General features: G+C 56.5%; 18 protein-coding genes. 11 read left to right on the forward strand and 7 right to left on the reverse strand.

What is annotated here, in order from left to right:
* Positions 1–6: 6 nt before the first annotated feature.
* The 3 genes from trhO to aspS form a co-directional block, all read right to left on the reverse strand.
* A complete protein-coding gene (trhO, locus tag EII11_RS00815) occupies positions 7–906 on the reverse strand; it encodes an oxygen-dependent tRNA uridine(34) hydroxylase TrhO (protein WP_124867624.1) in 900 nt (299 codons plus the stop codon).
* Between the two features lie 134 nt (positions 907–1040).
* Positions 1041–1658: an L-threonylcarbamoyladenylate synthase gene (locus EII11_RS00820; RefSeq protein ID WP_124867626.1), complete on the reverse strand. Its 618-nt coding sequence runs from the start codon at positions 1656–1658 to the stop codon at positions 1041–1043.
* 376 nt (positions 1659–2034) lie between these two features.
* Positions 2035–3879: an aspartate--tRNA ligase gene (aspS, locus tag EII11_RS00825; RefSeq protein WP_205649186.1), complete on the reverse strand. Its 1845-nt coding sequence runs from the start codon at positions 3877–3879 to the stop codon at positions 2035–2037.
* A 99-nt stretch (positions 3880–3978) separates the two neighbouring features.
* On the opposite strand from aspS, the gene EII11_RS00830 reads away from it, so the two are divergent.
* The 10 genes from EII11_RS00830 to EII11_RS00875 all read left to right on the forward strand — a co-directional run bounded on the left by EII11_RS00830 (position 3979) and on the right by EII11_RS00875 (position 17615).
* Positions 3979–5472 (forward strand): MFS transporter, encoded by a 1494-nt coding sequence (locus EII11_RS00830; RefSeq protein ID WP_124867628.1) that lies wholly within the window; start codon positions 3979–3981, stop codon positions 5470–5472.
* 254 nt (positions 5473–5726) lie between these two features.
* Positions 5727–8261, forward strand: coding sequence for a DEAD/DEAH box helicase (locus EII11_RS00835; RefSeq protein WP_240622995.1), 2535 nt, complete (start codon positions 5727–5729; stop codon positions 8259–8261).
* Positions 8262–8417: 156 nt separating this feature from the next.
* Positions 8418–9344: an Abi family protein gene (locus EII11_RS00840; protein WP_124867630.1), complete on the forward strand. Its 927-nt coding sequence runs from the start codon at positions 8418–8420 to the stop codon at positions 9342–9344.
* A gap of 42 nt (positions 9345–9386) precedes the next feature.
* Positions 9387–10463, forward strand: coding sequence for a Gfo/Idh/MocA family protein (locus EII11_RS00845; protein WP_124867632.1), 1077 nt, complete (start codon positions 9387–9389; stop codon positions 10461–10463).
* 445 nt (positions 10464–10908) lie between these two features.
* The gene (locus tag EII11_RS00850) at positions 10909–12210 is read left to right on the forward strand and encodes an ABC transporter substrate-binding protein (protein ID WP_124867634.1); all 1302 of its coding nucleotides are present in this window, start codon (positions 10909–10911) and stop codon (positions 12208–12210) included.
* Between the two features lie 6 nt (positions 12211–12216).
* Positions 12217–13176 carry a carbohydrate ABC transporter permease gene (locus EII11_RS00855; RefSeq protein ID WP_240622996.1) on the forward strand — a complete coding sequence of 320 codons (960 nt, stop codon included), beginning with the start codon at positions 12217–12219 and terminating at the stop codon, positions 13174–13176.
* On the forward strand, positions 13169–14101 hold the full coding sequence (locus EII11_RS00860; protein ID WP_124867636.1) for a carbohydrate ABC transporter permease: 933 nt from the start codon (positions 13169–13171) through the stop codon (positions 14099–14101). The genes EII11_RS00855 and EII11_RS00860 overlap by 8 nt, the downstream gene beginning before the upstream one ends.
* Before the next feature lie 126 nt (positions 14102–14227).
* Positions 14228–15349, forward strand: coding sequence for a Gfo/Idh/MocA family protein (locus tag EII11_RS00865; protein ID WP_124867638.1), 1122 nt, complete (start codon positions 14228–14230; stop codon positions 15347–15349).
* Positions 15346–16428 (forward strand): Gfo/Idh/MocA family protein, encoded by a 1083-nt coding sequence (locus EII11_RS00870; protein ID WP_205649187.1) that lies wholly within the window; start codon positions 15346–15348, stop codon positions 16426–16428. The genes EII11_RS00865 and EII11_RS00870 overlap by 4 nt, the downstream gene beginning before the upstream one ends.
* Before the next feature lie 665 nt (positions 16429–17093).
* On the forward strand, positions 17094–17615 hold the full coding sequence (locus EII11_RS00875) for a hypothetical protein (RefSeq protein ID WP_124867640.1): 522 nt from the start codon (positions 17094–17096) through the stop codon (positions 17613–17615).
* 791 nt (positions 17616–18406) lie between these two features.
* Here EII11_RS00875 and EII11_RS00880 read toward each other — a convergent pair.
* From EII11_RS00880 to EII11_RS00895, 4 genes are all read right to left on the reverse strand, one after another.
* Positions 18407–20020: an SIR2 family NAD-dependent protein deacylase gene (locus tag EII11_RS00880; protein ID WP_124867642.1), complete on the reverse strand. Its 1614-nt coding sequence runs from the start codon at positions 20018–20020 to the stop codon at positions 18407–18409.
* Between the two features lie 165 nt (positions 20021–20185).
* The gene (locus EII11_RS10805) at positions 20186–22969 is read right to left on the reverse strand and encodes a DNA methyltransferase (RefSeq protein ID WP_124867644.1); all 2784 of its coding nucleotides are present in this window, start codon (positions 22967–22969) and stop codon (positions 20186–20188) included.
* A 305-nt stretch (positions 22970–23274) separates the two neighbouring features.
* Positions 23275–24390 carry a tetratricopeptide repeat protein gene (locus tag EII11_RS00890; RefSeq protein WP_124867646.1) on the reverse strand — a complete coding sequence of 372 codons (1116 nt, stop codon included), beginning with the start codon at positions 24388–24390 and terminating at the stop codon, positions 23275–23277.
* Between the two features lie 26 nt (positions 24391–24416).
* A complete protein-coding gene (locus EII11_RS00895; protein ID WP_240623022.1) occupies positions 24417–25109 on the reverse strand; it encodes an exonuclease domain-containing protein in 693 nt (230 codons plus the stop codon).
* Positions 25110–25355: 246 nt separating this feature from the next.
* On the opposite strand from EII11_RS00895, the gene EII11_RS00900 reads away from it, so the two are divergent.
* The gene (locus EII11_RS00900; protein ID WP_124867648.1) at positions 25356–25745 is read left to right on the forward strand and encodes a hypothetical protein; all 390 of its coding nucleotides are present in this window, start codon (positions 25356–25358) and stop codon (positions 25743–25745) included.
* Positions 25746–25795 lie beyond the last annotated feature (50 nt).

The raw sequence follows: 25795 nt of genomic DNA on the forward strand, positions 1-25795 counted from the left end.
AAGAAATTAGACCACGGCTAAGTTGTGTTCCGGGCAACTCACCGTACCGCAGGCCTCACAGCACAGCAGGCGCTTACGGCACGCCAGATCCGTGCAATTAGCCAGACGATTCGTTGGTTTACCACAGGAATCACAGGTAGATAAGACCGCTGCACCAGGGGCGAAATCCATGACCTCACGCCCATCAAAGACCGCTAACGAGCCTTCCCATAGACCGTCATTGCCGTAGGCCTCGCCGTAGCGAACGATACCGCCATCCATCTGGTAGACCTCGGTGAAGCCACGCTTTTTCATCATGGCGGAGAGCAATTCGCAGCGAATACCGCCCGTGCAGTAGGTGACGACGGGTTTGTCTTTAATGTCGTCGTATTTGCCGGATTCAATCTCGGCAATGAAGTCATGACTGGTGCGCACATCGGGAATAATCGCACCCTTAAAACGGCCAATGCGGGCCTCCCAGGCGTTACGCCCGTCAAAGAACACCACCTCATCGCCGCGTTCGTCGACAAGCTGGTGAAGCTCGTGGGGTTTAAGGTGCGTGCCGCCACCGATCACGCCATTGGCACCAACCTCAACATCATCAGGGGCGCCGAAGGAGACGACCTCGTCACGGACTTTCACGGACAGGCGTGGGAAATCCACGCTCATGCCATCAGCATCCAAGCCCGTTCCCTCACTCCATTTAAAGTCGATATCGCGGAAGGCCGGATATTCGCGAGTCTTGCGGCGATAGATCTTCATCGCTTCAAGCTCGCCACCCACAGTGCCGTTAAAACCATAACGCGAGATGAGGATGCGGCCGCGCAAGCCCAAACCCTCGCACAGATCGCGCTGCCACAGGCGCAGTGCTTCCGGGTCAGGAATGGGGGCGAATGCGTAGTAGAGCAAAATCTTTGAAACGGCCACAGGGGTCCTCCGCTAGAACGAAACTGAGGGAACGATGTGCCCCTACAGGGTAACGCACGCGGCGCAGTGGAGTTTCACTGCGCCGCGTGCATGAGCTGAGGTATTGCCCTCAAGAAAGAAAGTATTTGAAAAGATTATTCGAAGAGGTCGGTATCGCCTGCTCCCTTGCGAACCACTACCGGGGCACCTTCGCTGAAATCAATGACCGTTGTCGGCTCAGCTTCACCAACGGGGCCAACAAGAACCAGGTCGACTTGCTTGCCGATGCGCTCATCAACCTCAAAACCGTCGGTGAGGGGTTCGTCCTCGCCGGGCATGATGAGCGTGGAGCACAGGATCGCCTCCCCCATCGCTTCAACAAGCCGTTGGGTGATGACATGGTCGGGGATGCGCACGCCAACCGTGTGCTTCTTCTTATTGAGCGTCATACGGGGCACTTCCTTTGTGCCCTTGAGGATGAAGGTATAGGCACCGGGTGTCAGCGCTTTGATCGTGCGGAACTCCGAGTTACCGACGATCACGAGTTCACCAAGTTGGGCGAAGGAGTGGCACAGTAGGGAGAAGTTGTGCTTGTCGTCGAGTTTGCGGATGGAGCGGATGACGTCCATGCCGTCCTTGTTACCAAGGGCAGTCGCAATGGCATAGCCAGAATCCGTGGGCAGGGCGATGGTACCACCTTGCTTGAGGATGTCGACGGCTCGCGTGATGAAACGGGGCTGAGGGTTTTCTGGGTGCATCTCTACGTACGACATGGCTCCATTGTGCCCTAGGTCACTGAATTGTGCCAGACCTGAAACACCCTTCCGCACGCATGTGCGGGCAGAAACGAACTGTGCTGCAACGCTGCCACATGAGACTCTGTGCACCCCGCATTTCCACAGCTCTATAAAGCATTGAGGCTATTCGGTATCGAGGGCGCTAATTATGCGTCGTGTTGTTAATTGTGCGCCGTGTGCGGCGCACAATTAACAACAAGACGCAGTTTTATCACTGGGGACTCTTTCTTGGGTTATCGGACAGAAAAAGGGCCACGCGGGAATTCTTCCCGCGCGGCCCCTCTCAGCCCTGCTCAGCGATTGACAATCATCGCTTGGCAGAGCCTGATAGCCGCTCAGCAGAGCTCAACACTCACTCAGCAGCAGCAGCCTCGCCAGCTTCGGCTTTGTCGCCCTCAGCCTTTTCTGCCTCTGCCTCTTCGCCACGCTTCTTCGGCTTAGCGTCCACGCCGGCTTCCTTACGCTGCTCGGGCGTAATGGGGGCAGGAGCCTCGGTCAGCGGGTCGTAACCGCCACCGGACTTGGGGAAGGCAATGACGTCACGGATGGACTCAGCCTTGGTCAACAGGGACACGATACGATCCCAACCGAAGGCAAGGCCACCGTGAGGGGGCGCGCCGAACTTGAAGGCATCCAGCAGGAAGCCGAACTTCTCCTGAGCCTCTTCCTCGCCAATACCCATCACCTTGAACACGCGCTCTTGCACGTCGCGGCGGTGAATACGAACAGAGCCACCACCAATTTCATTGCCGTTGCAGACAATGTCATAGGCGTAAGCCAGGGCGTTGCCCGGATCCTCATCAAACTTGTCCAGCCATTCGGGCTTGGGCGACGTGAAGGCGTGGTGCACGGCGGTCCAGGCGGAGTTGCCCAGGGCCACGTCGCCGTCAGCCTCGGCAGCGCCGGTGGGCTTGAACAGGGGTGCGTCAACAACCCAGGTGAAAGCCCAGGCGTCAGGATCAATGAGGTCGCAACGCTTGCCGACTTCCAGGCGCACGGCGCCCAGAAGCTCGCGGGTCGGATCAGCCTTACCGGCACCGAAGAAGATGCAGTCGCCAGGGTTGGCACCGGTTGCGGCAGCCAGTCCCTCACGCTCAGCGTCAGTCAGGTTCTTCGCAACGGGGCCACCCAGGGTGCCGTCCTCGGCAATGGTGACGTAGGCCAGGCCCTTAGCGCCGCGCGCCTTAGCCCATTCCTGCCACTTGTCGAAGGTGCGTCGAGGCTGGGAAGCACCACCGGGCATGACCACAGCGCCGACATACTCGTTCTGGAACACGCGGAAGGAGGTGTCCTTAAAGTATTCGGTGAGGTCCACCAGCTCCAGGCCAAAACGCAGGTCGGGCTTGTCCGAACCGTAGCGCTCCATAGCCTCCTTGAAAGGCATGCGCGGCAGCGGGGTGGGCAGGTCGACGCCAATAAGTGCCCACACCTCCTTGAGGATGTCTTCAGCAACGGCGATCACGTCGTCCTGCTCAACGAAGCTCATCTCCAGGTCAAGCTGGGTGAACTCAGGCTGACGGTCGGCGCGGAAGTCCTCGTCGCGGTAGCAGCGGGCGATCTGGTAGTAGCGCTCCATACCGCCCACCATGAGCAACTGCTTGAAAAGCTGAGGAGATTGCGGCAGTGCGTACCACGAGCCGGGTGACAGACGCGCGGGCACGAGGAAGTCGCGGGCACCCTCGGGGGTGGAGCGGGTCAGGGTCGGGGTCTCGACCTCAACGAAGTCGTGGGAGTCCAAGACACGGCGGGCGGCCTGGGACACTTTGGAGCGCAGGCGGATTGCGTGCTGCATGGAGGCGCGGCGCAGATCCAAGAAGCGGTACTTCAGGCGGGTTTCCTCACCAACATTGCCCGAGTCTTCAGCGTGCGCGGACACCTGGAAAGGCAGGGGTGCTGCGGTGTTAAGGATGGTGATGTCATCACCCATGATCTCAATGGCACCGGTGGAAAGATTGGGGTTTTCGTTGCCTTCTGGACGGGCACAGACCTCGCCAGTGACCTGGAGGACGTACTCGGAGCGGAGCTCGTGGGCAACGGATTCGTCGCGGACAACCACCTGGACAATGCCAGAGGCGTCGCGCAGATCCACGAATGCGACACCACCATGGTCACGGCGGCGGTCTACCCAGCCGGCAAGGGTGACGGTCTGGCCAACTTTATCCAGGCCAAGGGTGTCGATGTTGTGAGTGCGCAGCACAGTTATTCCTTTCGTAGTTACCATCCGCGAGACGGGCGGCGGCACCGAATATTCTACGCCCTTTGCACCCCTGCCCCAGCACATGAGACGATCCTTACCATGACGTCTTCGCCACCTTTATCCTCTGTTCCTTCGCCCGAAAAGGGTGCGACCACTCCCGCATCCGAAACACACCAGGAGCAGACGGGGGCGACGGAAAAGACCACGTTTGCCACTCCCACCCGCTGGTCGCCTCAGGAAATCACGCTGCTGATCGGCTCGGTAGCGCTCATTACACTGGGGGCTTTTGAGTCGCTGGCAACGACAACGATCATGCCGCGCGTCGTCACCGACCTTGGGGCTCAGACGTGGTTTTCGGTGGCCTCGGGTGCGGCGCTGACCGCCCAATTAGTTGCTGTCGTGATCGCAGGCTCACTGTCTGATTCACGAGGCGCCCGCCCGGTACTGTGGGCCGGTATCCTCTCCTTCAATGTCGGCTTGGTTTTGTGCGCTGTCGCCCCGCATGTGGCCATCTTTGTTATCGGCCGCCTGCTGCAGGGCCTGGGCATGGGCCTACTGATCGTGCCCCTGTATGTTCTTATTGGCGCGATCGCCTCCGAGCCGCACCGCCCAACTTTCTTCGCTGCGTTCTCTCTGGCATGGCTCGTTCCTGCCTTGATTGGCCCCGCGATTGCAGGGTGGGTGGCTGATACCTTCGGCTGGCGTATCGTCTTTGGTGCTGTGCCGGCAATTGCCCTTATCGCAGTCTTTCCATTGTTGCCGTTGCTCCGCCAGATTCCGCCGCCGTCGGCCGAGGCACACACCACGGGAGCTTTATCTCTGACAACGCTGACATCCCTGGCATTGGCCGGTGGCGTAGGTGTCTTTGCGCTGCAATTGTCGGGCGCATTATCCGGCGCGCCAATGCTGATTCTCGCCGTCACGGGGCTTGTTTTTTCGATCTATGCGCTTCCTCGCCTGCTGCCTCGTGGTTTGTTCCGTGCCCGTGTTGGGCTTGCGTCAGTCATTGGCGTGAGGCTTTTTCTCATGGCTGCCTTCATAGGAGGCACGGCCTTCCTTCCCTTGCTTCTCGTTGAGGTTCACGGATGGGCTGCGAAGGAGGCCGCACTGGTGGTCACTTTAGGTACGGTGGGCTGGTCAGTGACCGCTGCCATTCAGGCCCGCATCCGTGCTGAGAAAGCACGCGAGAACCTGCCCCTTATTGGTGCCATTCTTATGGCAGTTGGGCTGAGTCTGATTGCGACGCTGACCTCCCCGAGCACGCCCGTATTCATCGGCGCTGCAGGTGCTCTGCTCATGAGTGGGGGTGCAGGTTTTGCGCACTCAACGATCTCCGTTGTCGCTTTGGCCGTGACGCCCCAGCACAAGCACGGCAAAGTCTCATCCTGGCTGCAGGTTGCTGACGCGGCGGGTTCTGCTCTGCAGCTCGCGGTGACATCGGTTGTTCTCTTCGCGTGGTCACACCTGGCGATTGCCAATCAGATCGCATGGACCTACGCTCCGGCAGTTGTGCTGGCTGTCGTATCAGCATTGATTGCTGTGTTCTACGCGCTGCGTGGCCGTCGGCCGGTGAGGGATGTCACCGGCGCCTAATCGTGGTTTTCTGCCCAGTTCCCGGTAGTGTTATGGGGCGATGAGGCGCAGCCCCACAGTGATGGTGACCGGCAGAAAGTGACCGGTGAGTGTTGTTGGTGAGTTGAGGCCGCGCTGAAGGTCTCCATGGACCCAGCCGTGGCACATGCCCCGGTTTCGACCCCACAATTCCAGCCCAGCCCCTCCCTCACATTCCTTTGCGTAGAGGGCGGATTGTGCTGCGCGCTGGCCAGCCACGAAAGATGACACCATTCATGTCTGCTGACACCATCCCCACTGTCCCCATGCCCGCTGACGACCACCAGTTCTCCTCTCCCCTGTTCCTTGAACCCGAAGACCTTGAGATGCTCAATGTCGAGGTCGAATTCGTTGGTGACGATGAGGACGATATCAACGTCGAGGATGTCGCTGAAATTCTTGACGACGCTAACGACGACGATCTTCCCTACGCGGAAGAAGAAGACGAAGTCGACGAGGCTGACGACGATGACTACGAGGAAGATGACGAAGACTTCGACGCTGATGCCGCTGAGGAAGACGACGCATCGGCCTCGTCAAACGTGACCTTCGCTGACCTGGGCCTGCCCACCCGCATCCTCGACGCCGTGACCCAGCTCGGCTTCGTCACCCCCACACCCATCCAGGCCGCGTCAATCCCCGCGCTGCTTGAAGGCCGCGACGTTGTCGGTATTGCTCAGACAGGTACGGGGAAGACTGCTGCCTTTGGCCTGCCTCTGCTGGCTGACATTAACGCTGGACACAAGTACGTTCAGGCCCTGATTCTTGCCCCCACCCGCGAGCTTGCCATGCAGTCTGCGCAGGCACTAGAAAACTTCGCTGACCTCTCTCGCGGCGTGGAGATTGTCCCCGTTTACGGTGGTTCAGCCTACGGCCCTCAGATCAACGCCCTGAAGAAGGGCGCGCAGGTCGTTGTTGGCACGCCCGGCCGTGTGATTGACCTTATTGAAAAGGGCGCACTCGACCTGTCCCAGGTTCGCATGTTCATCCTCGACGAAGCCGATGAGATGCTGCGCATGGGCTTTGCTGAGGACGTGGAGACCATCACGGCATCCGTTCCCGCTGAACGCCGCACCGCGTTGTTCTCAGCCACCATGCCGCCGGCCATTGAAAAGATCGCAGCCACCCACCTGACCGACCCGGTGAAAATCGAGGTCACGGCCGCGTCCTCCACCGTTGACACCATTACTCAGACCTACGCCGTGGTGCCCTACAAGCACAAGATCGGCGCCCTGGGCCGCGTGCTGGCCACCCGCCAGGCCGACGCCGCCATTGTGTTCGTGCGCACCCGCATGGACGTTGAAGAGATCTCCATTGAAATGGCCTCGCGAGGTTTCCGCGCCGCTGGTATTTCCGGCGACGTGGCCCAGACCGAACGCGAGCGCCTGGTGCAGCGCCTGCGCAACGGCACGCTGGATGTGCTGGTTGCCACCGACGTGGCTGCCCGTGGACTGGATGTTGACCGTATTGGTCTGGTAGTGAATTTTGACGTGCCGCGTGAGCCTGAAGCCTACGTTCACCGTATCGGCCGCACCGGCCGTGCCGGCCGCGAGGGCCTGGCCCTGACCTTCTTCACGCCGCGTGAGTCCGGCCGCCTGCGCCGCATTGAAAAGCTCACGGGTACGCCCATGATTGAGGTCCAGATTCCCACCCCGGCGGCAGTGTCAGAGTTCCGTTCCCGTCGAATCCTTGAGGGCCTGGCTGCTCGCGTTGAGCGTGGCCGCCTGGACCTATACAAGAATCTGCTCTCTGAGGTGGTGGCCACATCCCAAGCTGCTCACGAAGAAGCTGAACTTGCCGCCCTGGAAGCCACCGAGAACGGCGAGGATGCTCCCGTTGTTCCGCCGGCTTTGAGCCTGCTTGATATTGCTGCTGCCCTCATGGCGAACGCCGTTGGCGATGAGGGTCCCGCTCCTCGTATTGAGAAGGATCGCCGTGGTGAAGGCAAGACCCGCCGCGAAGAAAAGCTCGACGAAAACGGCGAGTTTGTCGGCGCTGTCTTTGAAGGCGGCCGAGATAAGGGCGATCGCGGCGATCGCGCCAAGGGAGACAAGGGGCGTCGCCCTCGTCCTTCGGGTGCTTTCGGCCGTCGTTTCCGCGTAGAGGTCGGTAAGAAGGACGGCGTCAAGCCCGGTGCCATTGTTGGTGCGATTACCGGCGAGGGAGGCATTGCCGGCAAGGACCTGGGCCGCATTGAAATCTTCCCCACCTTCTCTTTGGTGGAAATCGCCGCTGACATGGACGATCAGACCATGGCGCGCATTGGCCGCGCCCACGTTCAAGGTCGCCCGCTGCGTATTCGTGAGGACCAGGGTGCTCCTTCTCGCGGACACCGCGATGGAGACCGTGATGATCGCGATGGGCGAGGTGAGCGCGGTGACCGTCCTCGTTTTGACCGGGGTGATCGTCGCGATGACCGTGGAGGCCGTGACTGGCGCGAGCGCGGCTCGCGGGATCGTGATCGTGGTTTTGATCGTGGTGGCGAGCGGGGCGGCCGCGACTGGGCAGAGCGTGACGGCGGTCGTGACCGCTTCCGTAGTGAACGTCAGGGTGATCGTCATGGCGACCGTGGTGGGCGTGACGGCTGGCGCGAGGGCGGACGTGAACGCGGTGGCCGCGAGTTCCACGGACGTTCCAGCCAGGGCTCGCACGCCTCGCATTCGAGGCAGGCTGGTTACGGTCGCGATACTCGTCATGGCGGTGGCAGCCGTGGCGGACACTCGGATCGCCGCTTTGGCGGTTCGCGTGGTGAGCATCGCCCCAAGCGCTGATTACGCGCTGGCGCTGCGGCCCTGAAAGTATTGGCAGCCTCTTATCGCCTGACCGGACGGTGAATACCACCGGTTGTGCGATAAGGGGCTGTTTCTTTTCCCCTTTCCCACCAAGCCCGGCATGTTAGGCTCCCACTAGTTCATAGGGAAGAAGGCATGATGGCGAAGTCTGAAGTCACCGAGTTGCTTACCAGCCATTGCTCACAATTGCGCGAGCTGGGTCTGCATATTGACGACGAGCCCTCAGCCCTGCGTTTCCTTGCCATGATCGGGGTTCGTCGTTTCGACCACTATGCCCGCTACTGGACGGACCCCACGCCGATTAAGGGCCCGCAGCCTTTCCTTCCCCATGCGCGTTTCGATGACATTCGCTCCCTCTATGAGGCCGAGCGGGTCCTGTCTGACATGATGATGGGCGGCCTACGTCGCGCGGAGGTTGGTTTGCGCGCGCAATTTGCCTTGCACTTTGAGGCTGTATCAGGCAGTCCGCGCCTCCTCGTGCCTGAGATTCCAGAAGATGGCGCCCCTAACCGCTCCCCCGCCCAGGTGCGGATGCCGTGGCCAGCGATTATGAATGACTTGGCGCGATCGAAAGAACCGCACATCGTGAATCGGCGTAGGCAGGCCGCCGAGGAGGAATGGTCTGACCGCACGTGGGAGCGTTTCCTCATTGCAGAAACCGTTGACACCTTGACCTTCGGAACACTGGCGCGCTGTATTGAGCAGGCGTATGGGTCGGGCATTTCTGAGTCCATGGAGGAGGAGTTGGATCTTCCGACTGGGCAGCTCCAGTCGCAGGTGAGGGCTCTGGTGTACCTGCGTAACCGTGGGGCGCACTTGGCTCGCTTGTGGAACCACACCTGCACGCGTATTCCTGAACTGTCTGACCGGGAGGTCGAGAACGCGATGCGTCACCGAGAGTTTGCTGCTCACTCGGTCTACCAGCATCTGCTCGTCATCTCCGTGTTGCTCCGCCAGCTGGGCTGCGTGGAGGACTGGTTGGCCTCGCATGTTGAACCGCTGCTTCAAGCTCATTCACTCCTGGCCGAAGGCATTACGCATCCCTTTAAGTACGGGCATTAGTTTCACTGCGCGTCATCTGTGGCGCCGTGCCATGATTCACCTATGGTGACTTTTAATCCCCACGCGGCATTGGCGCCGCTGCCTGAACCGATTGCCCACCTCGCACGTGGAGTTGAACTTCCTGATCCGATGGATGCTCCACCCCTACGTTGGGGCATTCTTGGCGCTGGTGGTATTGCTGGGACCTTCGCTCGCGATGTGCCCGCCTACTCTTCTGGCCGTATTGTGGCTGTTGCTTCACGCGATCATGAACGTGCGCAGTCTTTTGCGCACGCACATGGCATTGGGCGCGTCCACGATTCTTACGAGCAACTAGTTGCTGACCCGCAGGTTGATGCCATCTACGTTGCCACTATTCATCCCATGCATGCTGAGCATGCTCTGCTGGCGATTGAAGCCGGTAAACCCGTGCTGGTGGAGAAGGCTTTTACGATGACTGCTGCTCAGGCGCGCCGCGTGTTTGATGCTGCGCGTGAGCGGGGCGTGTTTGTCATGGAAGCCATGTGGACCCGCCACCTGCCCCATCAGCGGGTGTTGCGTCAGATTCTGGCCAATGGTGCCTTGGGGCGCATTGTTTCTGCACAGGCTGATCATGGCCAGTCCCTCTGGCATGTCCCGCGTTTGACCGATCCTGCGCTGGGTGGCGGTGCTCTATTGGACTTGGGTGTGTATTCCCTGTCCTTTATCCAGAGTATTGCGCGTGATGCTCGTCTGGTTTCTGCTGATGGGGTGCTGACGGATTCGGGCGTGGATGTTGCTAATGTTGCCGTCCTGCGCGTGGGCGAGGCTCTCGCCGTGGCACGATCGAACTTCAGTGGCCGTTCGGCAACGGCTGCCGAGGTCGTGTGCGAGCATGGCGCTTTGGAGTTGCCCTTGCAGTTCTATCGCCCCGGCGCCCTCCAGCTGCGTACCTTCGGTGGAGAAGATCCTGATGGTGACACGGTGACGTGGGATGCGACTATGCCGGGTGGGTTCCAGTATGAGGCGGCCGAGGCTGCTCGTTGCGTGGCGACTGGTGTGACAGAGTCGTGCGTCATGCCGTGGTCGGATACTCTGGCGGTGATGGAGTTGATGGATGAGGTGCGTTCGCGCGTGGGCGTTCGCTACCCCTGTGAGTGAGGGTGCTGTCTCAGATTCCAGCATGTGCGGGCAAGTTTATCTTTTTGTAACCTTACCTCCACTATGTGAGCAATTCTGCGCATCTTTTAGCCAAAAAGTCATCTTTGATCAATCTCGGAGATGAGTGCTGTCTGAAAAATCGGTGCGAATTCCGCTTGACAGTGCCCAAAGCGCCTGCGAACCTTTGAACAAGATAGGTAACCTACTTACCTAAGTCCCCATTCAACACCTTCACCTCGGATCGCACCTCATTGCGCACGGCAGGAACACTTCATCGTTGCAGTGCTCCACTCTGACACATTGCGCATGATCAACGAGGGCATCGCCGCCCTCCTACGTCGTCCCCCACCCCCATGTCGGTGGTGAAGGAAACACGACACTCCCCCCCTCAGCACAGAGGGAACCTCTTGCTGATCACATTCTTTCCTGGAGGTAAGAAATGTCCATGACAAAGAAGTCAGTACTCGCTTCGCTTGCAGCTGCAGCACTCATCCTTTCAGCCTGTGGCACCGGTGGTGCTGGCGGAGACGGCGCAACTTCAGGAGCTGCATCCGGCGCTTCCGCAGGCACCGATAGCCAAACCACCTTGACCTTCGCCTACTGGGATGAGAACCAAAAGCCGGCGATCGACAAACACATCGAAGAGTTCAACAAGCAATACCCGAACATCACCATCGAAACCACCATCACCCCCTACGCCCAGTACTGGACCAAGCTCAAGACCCAGGCCGAAGGCGACAACCTCCCTGACCTCTTCTGGATGAACGGCCCCAATATCCAGCTCTACGCCACCAACAGCATGCTCGCACCCCTCGATGATCTCGTTGAGTCTGGCGCGGTGGACCCGAAGAACTACCCACAGGCTCTGCTTGACCTGTACTCCTCCGAGGGCGTCCAGTACGGCTTCCCCAAGGACTTCGACACCATCGGCGTCTTCTACAACAAGGCCATCTTCGACAAGGCTGGCGTGGAGTACCCCAAGGAAGACTGGACCTGGGATGACTTCAAGAACACCGCGCTCACCATCTCTGAAAAGCTCAAGGGTGAAGGCATCTACGGCGTTGCCACTCAGCTTGATGGCGGTCAGGTCGGCTACTACAACACCATCCTCCAGTCCGGCGGCTACATCATTAAGGACGGCAAGTCCGGCTACGCCGAACCCGGCTCCATCGAAGGCCTGCAGATCTGGGCTGATCTGATCGCGGCGGGTGCCTCGCCCGATATCAAGCAGATGGCTGACACCAAGCCCAACGTCATGTTCGAATCCGGCAAGGCCGCCATGATGTGGTCAGGCAACTGGATCACCACTGAGATTGCCTCCAAGATGCCTGATGTCAAGCAGATCGACATTGCGCCCATGCCGTCGAACAAACAACGCGCAACCGTCATCCACGGCCTGTCCACCGTCGTGTCGGCCAACTCGAAGAACCTTGACGCCGCTAAGGCTTTCATCACCTACCTCGCTTCCAAGGAAGCCCACATGACCGAGGCCGAGCTTGGCACCGCATGCCCGGCCTTCAACGGCTCCCAAGAGGTTTACGAGCAGTCACAGCCCCAGTGGAACATGAAGGTCTTCGCTGAGGCCGCTAAGGACTACTCATTCCCCTACCCCGTTTCTCTGAACACCGCCGTGTGGAATGAGTACGAAAACGAGCTTCTCAACCAGGCTTTCTCCGGCGACCGTCCCGTTGACGAGGTCGCCAAGGAACTGGCCGAGAAGATGCAAGCTGCTCTCGACGAGGAGTAGTCACTCATGGCCCTTCAGACTCGTACAGATCGTGCGGGGATGAAACCGCGTCGGGGCAGCGCTCACTCTCCGCTGCCCCGACGCAAACCCACATCAGATGGATGGTGGCCGCTGCTGTTTGTCGGCCCCCTGTTGGTTGGTGTCTTCACCTTCTACATCTATCCGATTGTTGATAACTTCTACATCTCCTTCACGAAACAAAGCGCCTTCGGTACGAAGTACACCTTCGTTGGTTTGGACAATTACAAGGCCATCGTTACCAAGCCAGAAATGTGGACCTCCCTGCTGAACACGCTGATCTACACAGGAGTACTTCTCCTGGGTGTTCCCATCGCTGTCATCCTCGCTTCTCTCATCGCAAAGCCAGGCCTACGCTTTGCCTCCCTCTACCGCGTGGCATTCTTTGCCCCCTACCTGGCTATGCCCACCGCTATCGCCCTCGTCTGGCGCCTGATCTACAACGGCGACTTCGGCATCCTCAACTACCTGCTGAGGTCCGTCGGCGTTGCCAATCCGCCGCACTGGACGGCCACGCCCGGCTGGGCCATTGTGGCGGTGTCGATCGTTGGCCTGTGGTCTTCTATCGGCTTCAACATGATCATCCTCAGTGCCGGCCTGAAGAACATTTCCGCCGAGCTGTACGAGGCCGCCTCCATTGATGGGGCGAGCCCCTGGAAGCAGTTCTTCTCCATTACGGTGCCGCTGCTGACGCCCTCGATCTTCTTCCTTATCGTCGTGCAGGCGATCAATGGGTTCCAGATGTTCGACCTGCTCTTCGCCATGATGGGCACGTCGAATCCTGCGCTGCCTTCTAGCCGCACGCTGGTGTACCTGTTCTACAACGAGGGCTTCCAGCTCAACCACAAGGGCATGGCTGCAGCGATCGCCATGGTGATCCTGCTGATTGTTTCCCTGATTACGCTGGTGCAGTTCCGCTGGCAAAAGAGGTGGGTGAACTATGACTAAGAACGTTGAGGCCACTCCCCCGCCGACTCCGTCGTCGGCTCCCGAGGCCACGCCTCGGCGCGCCTTCGGACGGGGTCACAACCACGAGGCGCCCGTCGAACGCAAGGTCAAGCGCGATAGCCACGTTTTGACACATATTGTGTTGATCACCGGCTCGCTCATTATGGTTGGCCCCTTCGTGTGGCAGATCATTATGTCGCTGTCGACCAACCACGAAATCCAGTCAGTGCCGCCGACCTTCTGGCCAGCCGAGCTGCAGTGGAAGAACTATGCGGATGTGTTCGTCAAGTTGCCGTTCCTGCATGAGCTGGGTTTCTCGATTGCGATTACGGCTCTGCGTACCATCGGTCAGCTGATTTTGTGTTCGCTGGCGGGCTACGCCTTTGCGCGCATGCACTTCCGCGGTAAGGGGATCCTGTTGGGCATAGTGCTGGCGATCCTGATGGTGCCCGGCCAGGCCTACCTGATTACGCAATACCGCATTATTCAGGGCTTGGACCTGCTCGATACGGTGTGGGGCGTGGCGCTGCCGGGTATTTTCTCGGCCTTCGGCACCTTCTTAATGCGCCAGTTCTTCTTGTCGCTGCCGCCTTCTTTGGAGGAGGCTGCGCGCCTGGATGGCGCGAACCAGTGGCAGATTTTCTGGAAGGTCATGATGCCCCTGGCTAAGCCAGCCTTGTCGGCTGTCGCGATTACGACGATCCTGTGGTCGTGGAATGATCTGCTGTGGCCGCTGATTGTCACCACGCAGGCAAAGTCCATGCCATTGACAGTGGGTATTGCCACGCTGGCGGGCCGCACCTCCACCGACTATTCGGTGATGATGGCGGCGTCGGTAATGGCGATGGCGCCAATTCTGATCGTGTTCCTGGCGATGCAGCGTCGCGTGGTGGAGGGCTTGGCCTTCTCTGGCGCGAAGGGCTGAGCGTCTTAGTGCGCTGCCTGTGTGGCGCCGCGGGTTGGGCGTGATTGACTGTCGCCTACCTGCGGTGCCACACACACTTTATGTTCCGGGCGACGTCATGTGCGCCCTCAAGTGAAATCGAACGAAATGTCGAGATCTGTTATGAAGATTGCGTTGATTGGGGCTGGTGGGATCACGCGGGCTCACCTGCCGGGATTGGTGTCCTTGGGCGAGGTGCGGGTGTTCTCTGTCGAGGGCGCAGCAGAGTTGGCCGCCGAGTGGAATCTGGAAGTCTTGCCCTCCTACGAGGAGGCGTTGGCGTGGGCTGACGTGGTAGATATCTGTACGCCGACGCATACTCACTTTGAGTTGGCCCGCCAGGCCTTGGAGGCTGGCGTTGACGTGATCTGCGAGAAGCCCTTGTGCCGGACCTCTGCTGATGCGCAAACGCTGGTGGATATTGCGGCGTCCAGTGGGCGCGTGCTGCTGCCTGCGCACGTGGTGCGTTTCTTCCCCGCCTATGTGGCGTTGCATGACGCGGTGCAGGCGGGCGGCATTGGTGAGTTGGCGGTGCTGCGTTTTGCCCGCTCTGGCACCTACCCGGCGTGGTCGACGTGGTTTGGCAATGAGGAGCATTCCGGTGGCCTGGTGATGGATTTGATGATCCATGATCTGGATCAGGCGCGCTGGTTGGCTGGTCCGGTGACGAGTGTCTTTGCCACGCAGGTGGAGACGCGTGCGGGTGGCGATAATGGCGCTGGTGGCGATGGCGGCGGTGACGCTGACAGTGCTAGTGCCAGTAGCAGCGACAGTGCAGTGCCTGCAGCGTCGCGCATTGCTGGCTGCCACTGCATCCTGACCCATGCTTCTGGCGCAATCTCCTACATTCGCGGCGTGTGGGGCGCACAGTCCACGGTGTTTGAGACGAGTTTCCATGTCGCTGGGGATGGCGGCTATCTGGAGTATGAGTCTCGCGATGATTACCTGATCCGGACGAATGGCTTGGATGTGTCGAAGCGTTCGATTGTTCCGGCGTCGAATGCTGATGATCCTTATGGCAATGAGTTGCGTGAGTTCGTCGCGCATATTGAGGGCCGCACGACCGCGCGCGTGAGCGCGCTCGATGGCGTCATGGCGGTCCGTTTGGCCGAGGCCGCGTTGGAGTCCATCCGCACCGGCAAAGCTGTTGCTTTTGACGAGGGCGCAGGTGGGGCTTCTGCATGTGGTGAGGGTGTGGTCTGTGGGTGTGCGAAGGAGGACGTGAAGTGAGCGTGGTGGAGAAGTTTGAAGAAAAGGCGGAGATGACGGAGACGGTGGAAACCGTGGAGCAGGACGCGGAGACAAAGGGCGTGCGGCATCTGCGGGTGGGCATTATGTCTTTCGCGCATGTCCATGCTGCGTCCTACGCCGCGTTGCTACGTGATGATCCGACGGTGACGTTGGTGTGTGCTGATCCTGATGGCGCTGCCGATGTGGCTGCTGGGGATGAGACGCGTGGTCGTCCTTTTGCCGAACATCTGGGCGTTGAATATGTCGATTCCTACGAGGAATTGTTTGCCACAGGAGTGGATGCGGTGTTGGTGTGTTCGGAGAACACTCGTCACCGTGAGCTGGTGGAGCTGGCGGCCGCTCATGGAGCCCATGTCTTGTGTGAGAAGCCGCTGGCGACGACGGTTGCTGATGCGGAGGCGATGATTGCTGCCTGCGATGATGCGGGCGTGAATTTGATGGCGGCTTACCCTGTGCGCTTTTCCCCCGACTTTGTGGCGTTGCGGGAGGCTTATCGCAGTGGGCAGCTGGGCAAGATCCTTATCGCGAACGGTACGAATAATGGGAAGATTCCAGTGGGCGCACGGGCGTGGTTTGGGGATCCGGAGCTTGCGGGCGGCGGCTGCCTGGTGGATCACACGGTGCATGTGGCTGACTTGATGGATGCCCTGATGGAGGCTGAGCCGGTGTCTGTCTATGCGGTGTCGAATGACATCTTGCATCGGGATAAGCCCGAGGCGAAGGCAGAGACTGCTGGCCTGGTGCATATCACCTATGACAATGGCGTGACACTGGTGGTAGATGCATCGTGGTCTGTGCCCGACAATGGGCCGACTTGGGGTGGCTTGACTCTGGATCTTGTCACTGATCAGACGCTGGTGCATATCGCGCCTTTTGCTCACGCAGTGACCGGCGTGTCGGCTGCATCACAACCTTCAGCCTTTTACACTCTTGGTGTGAATCTTGATCGCCTCATGCTCGACGAGTTTTTCGCTTCGATCCGCGAGAACCGCCCCGCCCAGCCTGACGGGCACGCAGGATTGAGAACCGTCAAGATCCTGGATCATACGAAAGCGTAGGTATGGTGATCATCTTCAATTCTTTGCAACCATAGTTGTCACTTGGCTAAGGCGCGGATAACTATCCGCACTGGATGAAAGACAGAACTCCGATGATCTTGATACCGCACTGGATAGTAGACAGGTCTGACGATGAGATCGTCGTTCCATCTGAGTTTCAGTATTTCCCTCAGAAATATCAGCACATAAATACCACCACAACGCTCCAGTTCTCATCCCTTTCCCTCCTGTGGAATGCAATCGTTGCCGGACTTCTGCCTCCACCCAGCTATCTAGCCGCTGTGCCCTCGTTTTCTAAACCAGCCATGACGCTATTTACACAATGGCGAGTAGCATCAAGCCTTAACTTCATCGAGCCATTCCGTGCGCGTGGCAAACGGAAGTATGAGCTACGACGAAGTTCCGCGTACTCAATCCTCGAGGCTACCGAGAAAGGCCAGATTGGTTACGCAATCGGCTCAATGATGACTAGCGCCTTCGTCTCATCAAGCTGCACGCTCGATTGTCCATACATGCTACATATGAGCTCGCTTAAGAAACTTTGGCCGTACAGGCACCTTTCCTCTGTCAGGAGCCTCCCCGATTACGCATGTTTTGACCAATCTGGAAGATTGGTTGCGTTTGCTGAAGCAAAGTGCAGAAATAGCACTTCCGGATGGAGCGACGTGAAACGCGATCTTCAAACAAAACGCCAGTTTACAGCATTAAATCCCCCTCGCCACAACCCCCAAATTATGAGAATTGGCTGCGCGACCGTGATTCCCGAGACTCCCCCCCTTTCTTTCTATGCAGTTGATCCTGAGATCGACATTCCGCACAGGCTATTGCAGTTCGAAGATCCAATACGGCTTTACTACGACAGTTTGCAGAGGCTATTCAGCGAGTCCGACTATGTGGAGCGAGGAGAAGATATCCAACATCGGATCGATAACACTGTGGGACTGTTGGAAAGAGGCACTTCTCCGGACAGGCAGGTATTTGCTCAAGTAATTATTCCACCCGAAATTCATCAGCATCTTCAAAATCCAGAGAGTTTTCGTTATGAAGAAGCGAAAAAAGAAATAGTAGGGAAGTATTCGAAGAGACTCATCATGCCGGATTTGACACTACTTATACTGAGTGAGGTAGAAGCTTATTCAACCCGTCATTCCTCCTCACTTCACCAACAAGAGCAGAAAGGTGACTAAAACCACGCCCGCATCAACTATCTCCATCAAACCTGTGCAAGTCGAGCCAGCCACTGGGGAGGCTCTAAGTCGAAAGGTATTTAGCTAGAGCGTGACTCACCGTGAACTACCTACACCAACTCCCTAATCTGTGCATTCATTACGAGTGGAACCCAGATCCGATGACATGACGTTCTCACATCCTCTCTTTTCCGCAATCTGCACGGCAATTTAACCAGAAGTATGTCTCTCGCGCTTGAATAAGCACGCTTCGCAAACCGAATTCTAAACGCCGAACTAACGACTCTCGGCAGCATAGGCTGCGGAAAAATGAGGACCATTCCTCACGCTTTGAAACATCCATCGCTTACGCGACTTAAGTGATCCGCTCAGCCGTATCGGCAAGGCAAGTGCGGAAAAATCCGATATATAGTCTATACACATTCAGGTATTAAGCGACTGCGAACGATCAGAACCTGCCCTTATAGGTCTAATTCATTGTAGAGAGGAGTGAAGAATAGTACCGTTATTGAGCAAGAATCTATTCGAACTGCCCGGCATCATTAAGGATAGCAAAACAACATAACTTGGACTTAAATCCACACACGGTCGCTTTGGAAGTATGTTCAGACCCATTAAGCTTTTGCCCACTAATTCTCTCATTAGAACCTCCCACTCTCGCATGCGAACAGGGAATGGCTAGTTCCTAGGGGCCAAACCTGCTGCAGCAGAAATATTAATAGCACTCAAGGTTGATAAATATACTATCAGTAACGAATCATGACATTTTTGCATCACAAACTCAAGGGAGTTCATCCTTCATTTAATCCCAGATTTAAGCGCAATTGCGCTTGGTCGCCCTTAAATTCACCACCAAATACGATTCGATCATACAGACAGGCTAGCTTTGCGAATTCTGTAGGTACCGACGCATTTGTTAAGTCGGAAAGCGCAGATAACAACCAATCTCTTAAAGCTACAACATCATCAATCTCCCAATTATTCAACACCAAGGGAACTTGACTCTTCAGGTAATATGGAATATCTGAAGAGGAAAGCTCTCTATAGGTTAGATCAGCATGCTGAAGGGCAGTCGCGTGATTCGGCTTCATTGTCCGCTGCTTCTCGCGCCACCTGTCCATCTTTTTGGACGATGTATCTACAGGATCAGAATCGCAACTTTCACTAAGCCAATCAAAGTAATGCATCGGAACATAATCGTTCCGATAGGAGACAAATGTAAATTGCCTTAAGGAATTCGGATTGAGGGTGGTCTTTCCTTCTAACATATGGATGAGGTACTCCCGGAACGGGAGACCGCCATAACCGCGGTCTGATAATTCTTTAATGATCCCCACGCCCAGGACTATCTCCAACTTTTCAATTTCAGTATCATCGTCGATGTCCACAACCTTTACCTTTTGGGAATACTCAGGGTTGCGAGCCGCTAGATAAATACTCTCGCGCAGTCTGCGAAGCACTCTGGGGGCAAAATGATAGGGCAACTCGCTAAGACCAGAAAAGAGCCCTGCCCAGTCCTCGAGACCGGCTTCTTGAATATAGAAGGTGTGCCCATTAATCACCACGCTCCCTCTTCGCAGTTCTTCAGGACGCTCACGGGAAGGCCTTCCAATGAATATCATTCTGTCATTCAAGGTCTTAAGTTGATCTTCAGTGAGACAGGTTCTCAACTGGTTAAGCATATTCTGAATATGACTGTCACTCACCGAGTATCCGAAGAATAGAACAGGATTCTCAACAAAAAGTGTCATCATCTTTGCAATCAGGTAAGGATTACGGCGCTCGTAATCACTGTAGTCCTCGCTGGTTAGAACCATCGAGGAAAAATTCTTAACCGATCCATGAACTTTGTAAATCTCGCCCATTTCATAGATGGGACTAAAAAGGGCATCGGATTGGCTTTCGTAGCACGAAAAGTCAGAGTGTTGACCTTCAATAAGGCAGTCATAGTTGGTTGTTACAAATGATTGGAATCTCGCTTTTGAGAATGCTTCTAATTCCGCCTGAAGTCCAATATCGGAAACTACTGAATGTTGACCGATATAAAGTGAAGCCTGCAGCTTGATTGGATCAGAGATGTCATGAACATCAGAGGCATACTGATCTCTTTGTTCAGCGTATTTCGGATCATTCCACCACACTTCACTAAAAGCGGTTGCAATCTGTGATGCAGCCTTTGGGTATAAAACACTAGGGTCTGCGGTGCGGTTAACGAAGTATTGATTAATTGGGCGTCCCGTAAGGCCTGCAAGATACTCCAGAAGACTACGCCAATCTGGAGTCGCCATATATCTTCGAGAGAAACCTGAACCAATGAAGCCAACAGGTAGCGAGTTAGTGCTTCGAACTAAATCAAGAATATCTTCCGTAGCTTTTTCCGCACTCGAACCAATGTGCCCAGCCATGACGTTCTCCTAGAGTATTTTCAGTGTCAAATCCGCGCATTGGAGACCTTATTCCTTTTTACGCAGTCTGTTTCGCAAGATAATTACCACAGCATTAAAATCGATGCAATAGACTCGTTTCAATTAGATGTGGAGTGAGTGGTTTTGTGTTCGGAGAGGTTTCTCTCATGTTGATTCCATGATGAGGTAGTGGTGAAAAAGGAGGGTGAGGCGCTCGTCATTGTTGGCGCACGGCTCAGTTGCGCCAAAAGCGCGGTCAACAAGAACATCGAGGGCGTCGTGCGCGGCAAGCAGTGCCGGATCCATATTGTCAGGCTTATAGTGCTCAGCCAATGAACGGTCAGGATAAAGCGCACGCGCAGCGAGCACGCCCTTCCCCGCTTCAATAATCTGCTGACGGAGCTCGGCATCAACTGGAGGCAGCGGCAGATTGTTCCATACGACGGTGTTTGAAAAATTCAAATCAGACTTCAAACGGCCTCCCACAGCCTTCTGCCAAGTGATGAACGCTGATGAGCTGACAATTGAGAAAACGAAACCATCAGGATCTGCAACTGTATACAGCTTATTTCCCGCGATAGTTTGCGCTCCTAACCGTGCTGCCGTGTAATAGTGTCGGTTCGCCGACACCACTGCAGGGATGGCGACGTAGGGCACTTTTGGTTGATGGTTTTCTTGGAAGAGGTGTGGGGTGTAGGCGGAACGTCTTGTCGGTTCCTTCTTAGAAGCGAGACGCCTCTCCCGGACTGCCGTGATGCGTTCGTTCAGCACTGGACTTTCTTGAATATCTGCTGGATTAAAATCTTCAACAGCCATCCACAAACACCAGCGGTCCAATCCCTGCACTAACTCTTTGCCCATCCGGAAAGAGCGCAGGTACTTGGCAGCAATGGGGTCAGCGACTACCGCTTCGTACTCGTCTCTCTCGACAATCAGATGCCCGCCGTCCGTGGGTTTTGAACCGAATCGAACTGGAGCCAGTTCTTGGGAGAGAGGTTTCATCCTCTTTCTCACAAAGACACGTGGACCGTTGAGAAGATAGCCATTGATGTTTGTAACCTCGGTGCCAACTGGTGTGCCACCAAAGTATGGATAGCTAAAGAGCAGGGCAGGCCGTGCTTCTTGCTTGTCGAAACCAATAATCACGCAATGCACCGCAGCTTTATCCGTTGCTTCCGACGCCCAAGGGAAAGTCTGATGCGCAAAGCGGATGCGCCAACCGGCATCGAACAATGGTTTGAAGAGTGCCGGAACAGGCTGGCCTTGCGCAATCGAGTTCGTCGACACAAAGGCGAAGCGGCCACCCGGCACGTCCTCGAAGTAATCTGACGCTTTCTTGTACCAGCACGTCACATAGTCCAGGTAGCCGTCGTAGAGGTCTCCCCAGACTCGTTTTGTATCCTCAACCTGCTCCTTCGATTTGAGGTACTGGCCAATAAAAGGCGGATTCCCCATGATGAAGGAACAGTTCTCCGCAGGCAGGACATCATTCCAATCAATCCTCAGCGCATTAGCGTGAACGATGTTCGCTCGCTCATGTAGAGGGAAGTCATCGCCGCCAAGATCATAGAACATCGAAGTTTCACCATTTGCCTTCAACCTCGAGATCCACAGCGCCGTTTCAGCAACTGTGACTGCGAAATCGTTGATTTCGATGCCATAAAACTGAGACAAACTCACACGCTCAGAGTTTTCCTCATCGCTTGAGAAGCCCAGCTCCGTCTGTCCACCTCGCAACTCATTAAGAACCGCGTCCTCGAGTTTGCGCAGACAAATATACGTCTCTGTCAGGAAGTTACCGCTGCCGCATGCCGGATCGAAGAAGGTCAGGTGGCAAAGCTTCTGGTGGAACCTAGCCAGTCTGTTCTTACGCTTCCTCGGAGTCTGGTCGACCTCATCGCAGATCTGAGCGAATTCGTCCTTCAACTCGTTCAAGAAGAGAGAATCAATGACCTTGTGGATGTTCTCAGGACTGCTGTAGTGCATTCCACCGGAACGTCGCGTCTGTGGGTTGAGCGTGCTCTCGAAGATACCGCCAAAGATGGTGGGGCTAATTTGCGACCAATCGACCGAAGCAGAAACTTCTCGAAGAAGAAAATCCTTCGTTTCAACAGTGAAGTTCGGGACCTCAGCTTCCTCACGGAACAATCCCCCGTTCACATAAGGGAAGTCTCTCACGGACGTGTCGTAGGGATCTCGATCCTTGACCGGCGTATCAAGAGCGCGGAACAAGCGCTTCAATGCCAAGCGGATGTTATCCGATGGAATCGCCCGAAGATAGCGATAGAAAGCATCCTTAGGGAACAGCCCCGCGTCCTCGCAATACAGGCAGAACACAAGCCGCACACACAAAACATTGAGTGAATGCATTGATGCTTCGGAGTCTGGATCTAGATAACCTGAGCGCATCTTGTCATAGAGTCGTCCGATCAGTTCACCAGCTTGGATTGAGGCGCGTTTTTCCTTCTCCAAACGGCTGTTTGCCGGATCGACGATGAACGCCAGGTACTCAGGATGCTCAGCAAGCTCTTCTAAAGTGAATTCGAAAGCGTGTTCTGCAAGGGCGCTCTTCGCGTAATTGTCCCTGTCGTAGACGCGGAAGACACCAAAGTTACAGGTGACAATGTAACGTGGCTGCTCAGGACGAGGGAGCTCCTCAACATAGTCAAGGGCTTGTTCAAGAGCAGTCTTAATCTTTCCTTGGCGATGTTCACCTTTGTCCATGTCGATCTGAATCGACTTCTGCTCAACGAGAACATCCGCCTCACGAATCCATACATCGACAAAGCCGCCACTTGGCAGGTGATGCTCAAAGAGAACATCATCAATATGCCTGTACCCGATGACACGCAGCAACTGAAGCCAGAACTGCTGAGTCTCGCCCTTCTCATAGCCTCGACCCCGCCAACGCTCAACGAATTCGCGGGCAGCCTTCTTGTCAAAGTCCATGGCTTACGCTCCCTTATCAGAACTATCGTGATCGAGTCCGTCAGTTCTTATGCAAAAGGTGGTTGTGACGACCTGTAGGACAGTGGCACTACCTGGCAAAAGGAAATACGACGCCTTATGGCGAAGAGAACTATCAAGGATCTGCGTCATTGGGTATCCGAACTGTGACTGTGAACGGTGTGGAACTAAGAAAAGATTCTAGATACTTCGCCCCGGATTTGTGTAGTCGCAGCTCGGCGTGGACAGGGCACAGATCAGACAGCATCTGTACTCTATCGGCCCCGACCTCGCCAGCGTGCTGCGCGCTAGAGCGTGTGCCGGACGCAGTCGATGAGGAAACAGCTGTACTCGGGGTAGAGCGTGAGGTCAAGGACAGGTGCGGACTGTTCCTCCTGGATTCGCCGCACCCTGGCCTCCAGAGCCTGCAAGTCGGCTGTGCAGCTATTGATGTACTCCTGCCGCTCGGCCTCGTCCTCGAAGTCTTCATCCTTCTGAGCCTCGGCAATGGCCTGCAGGATCTCATCACGGCATGCCTGCACGGTGCGTTCAAAGCGCTCAGTTCGCCCCGTCACCCAGAGCGCGTAGAAGTAATGATCCCAGTCGCTGTAAGAGTACTCCTCCAGCACCTCGTCGCAGGCATCTACAAAGTGCTCGTACTCTTCGAGGACGTAGTGGGCGTTGATGATCTCGATCGCATCAACATCGTCAGAGTTCAGCTGGTTAGGCTCAGCTTCGCCCTCGTGAACCCTGTTGAGGTAGTCGAGTGCAAGCTCCCTATTTCCCAGATAGATCTGGCAGTAGGCAAGTGCCAACACGAGCCGTGGTCTATCTGGATGGGCGGCGAGCAGTCCCTCAAACACCTCGACAGCCTCAGCGAAGCGCTTACCCTGAAACAGCGCAACCGCATAGCCGAAGGCGTACTCATAGTCACCACAGATGGTCATTGCACGCTCAAAAGCGTGGATGCTCTGTGTAATATCCTCCGACACCCCGCCGTCAACGCACGAGGAAAAGTAGGCCAAACCTAGGCCCTTATAGGTCTGTACGAATGGAGAACCCACATCAGCCACCTCGTGAAGGTAGTGTTTGCGCCGCTGGTCGTCATCGGCATAGAAGCCCAGATTCGTGAAAATGCGCGCCCGATCGCCATCACTGAGAACAGCGTCATTGTCGGACACGAACGACTCAAGCAACTTAATGCAGTGCTCTTCATCGAAGCGACATGCTAAACGCGCTGAAGCCAAGTAGCAGGCGACATCCACATCCGTCGGATGTTTCGCGTGTTCTGCCGTGAGGAACTCCTCCAGTTTCTGAAGGTACGGCAGCGTCTCATCGTAATCGTTGAAGAACTTTTTCTGTGGGTGCGCAACCGCAAAATCGTCCTGCAGGTGCTGCCAGTACTCTGCGATTACTCGTTCCATTGTTATCTCCGCCCCTTCCACGCACCTCACAGCAACTGTGCGGCGATCTCTGGTCTTTGCAGAGAGGCGACAATCAACGCGCAGGCCTCGGCATCGGAATCGGCCCGGTGATGATTCAGGCGATACTCTGGCACGCAGGCGCGGGCAACGGTTGGCAGTTTGTGGTTTTCTAATCCGGGCATCACACGGGCGGCCAGGCGGTAGCTGCAATGGAAGCTGCGCGGATAGGTATTGACCTGGTAATACGCGTCGAGTTCTCTCCACACCCGGGCATCGAAAGCCGCATTATGCGCATAGACCGGCAGCGCGCCGATGAAATCACCCACCACTCCCCCGATGCCATCCCACGACGGCGCACGTTGAACATCTGCAAAAGAAATCCCATGCAGATAGGTGAACTCAAAACGTTGGAATCCGTGCGGAGGGAGCAGGTAGCTAACGAAACGGTCAACAATGCGCCCGTCGTAGACTTTCACCAGGGCGATCTGACATGCCGATACGCCTCCTTGTCGATTTGCCGTTTCAAAGTCAACGGCCACGAACTCGCGTGCCATCAGTTGCTCAGCGCTGGGAACGTAGCCGCCGCGCTTTCGAGAAGTTGAGCGCGACGAGGACGGCGAGGGTCGGCGCGCAGAAGTTCCCTGTATCGAAGCACTCATGTGGGGAGGCGCCGAATACTCTTTTCCCTGACCACCTGGCATTTCGTCAAAGAGATTCATCGCCACTCCCCTTCCTTAGATTCTGGCTCATTATCCCGTGGTCGCGTTTGGGAGAGCAACAGCAGCCAGCGGATCAACACGACGAAACCCAGCCAACGCTGACATCTACAACATGCTCCCCCACATCCGCCTGATCTCACGCCCAGAACCCCACACAAAGACGCCTTAAGTATTAAGCACTATTCCTTGGTGAAGCGGGAATTATCCCAAGCAGTTTCTTTCCACTCTAGGTAAGGGGCAATATTCATGAACACCGCATGTGCAGAACTGCGCCTTATCGCGTGCGACACCGGCAGCGCCAGGAGGCTTCTTGCCGAAATAGAGGATGTCCGCACAAAAAGCCTCGACATCAGCATTGCGGATGTCCCACCTGATCTTGCCTACCGTAATCCTGAAGCAATTGGCGAGGTCTATGCTGACCTTGCCGCGCGCGGTCACACATTCAGACAAGCCCGCGCGAGTATTCTGCGCCAAAACCCGCTCTACCCCCTTATCCACTGGAGCAGCGAACGTCCTCGTCTTTCACGCGCCCTTGCAAAGCTCCCCCTCATCCGCCACAGTCGTCGCACTCTTAAAACCCAGCTTGACGCTGAACGCAACCGGATCCTCTACACCGGCATTGCCGCATCCCCCTAGCTTGGACAATGCGGGCGTGCCCTGGCCCTCCTGACAATCGCAGCAGCGCA

This window comes from Schaalia canis (assembly GCF_003858455.1).
GTDB lineage: Bacteria > Actinomycetota > Actinomycetes > Actinomycetales > Actinomycetaceae > Pauljensenia > Pauljensenia canis.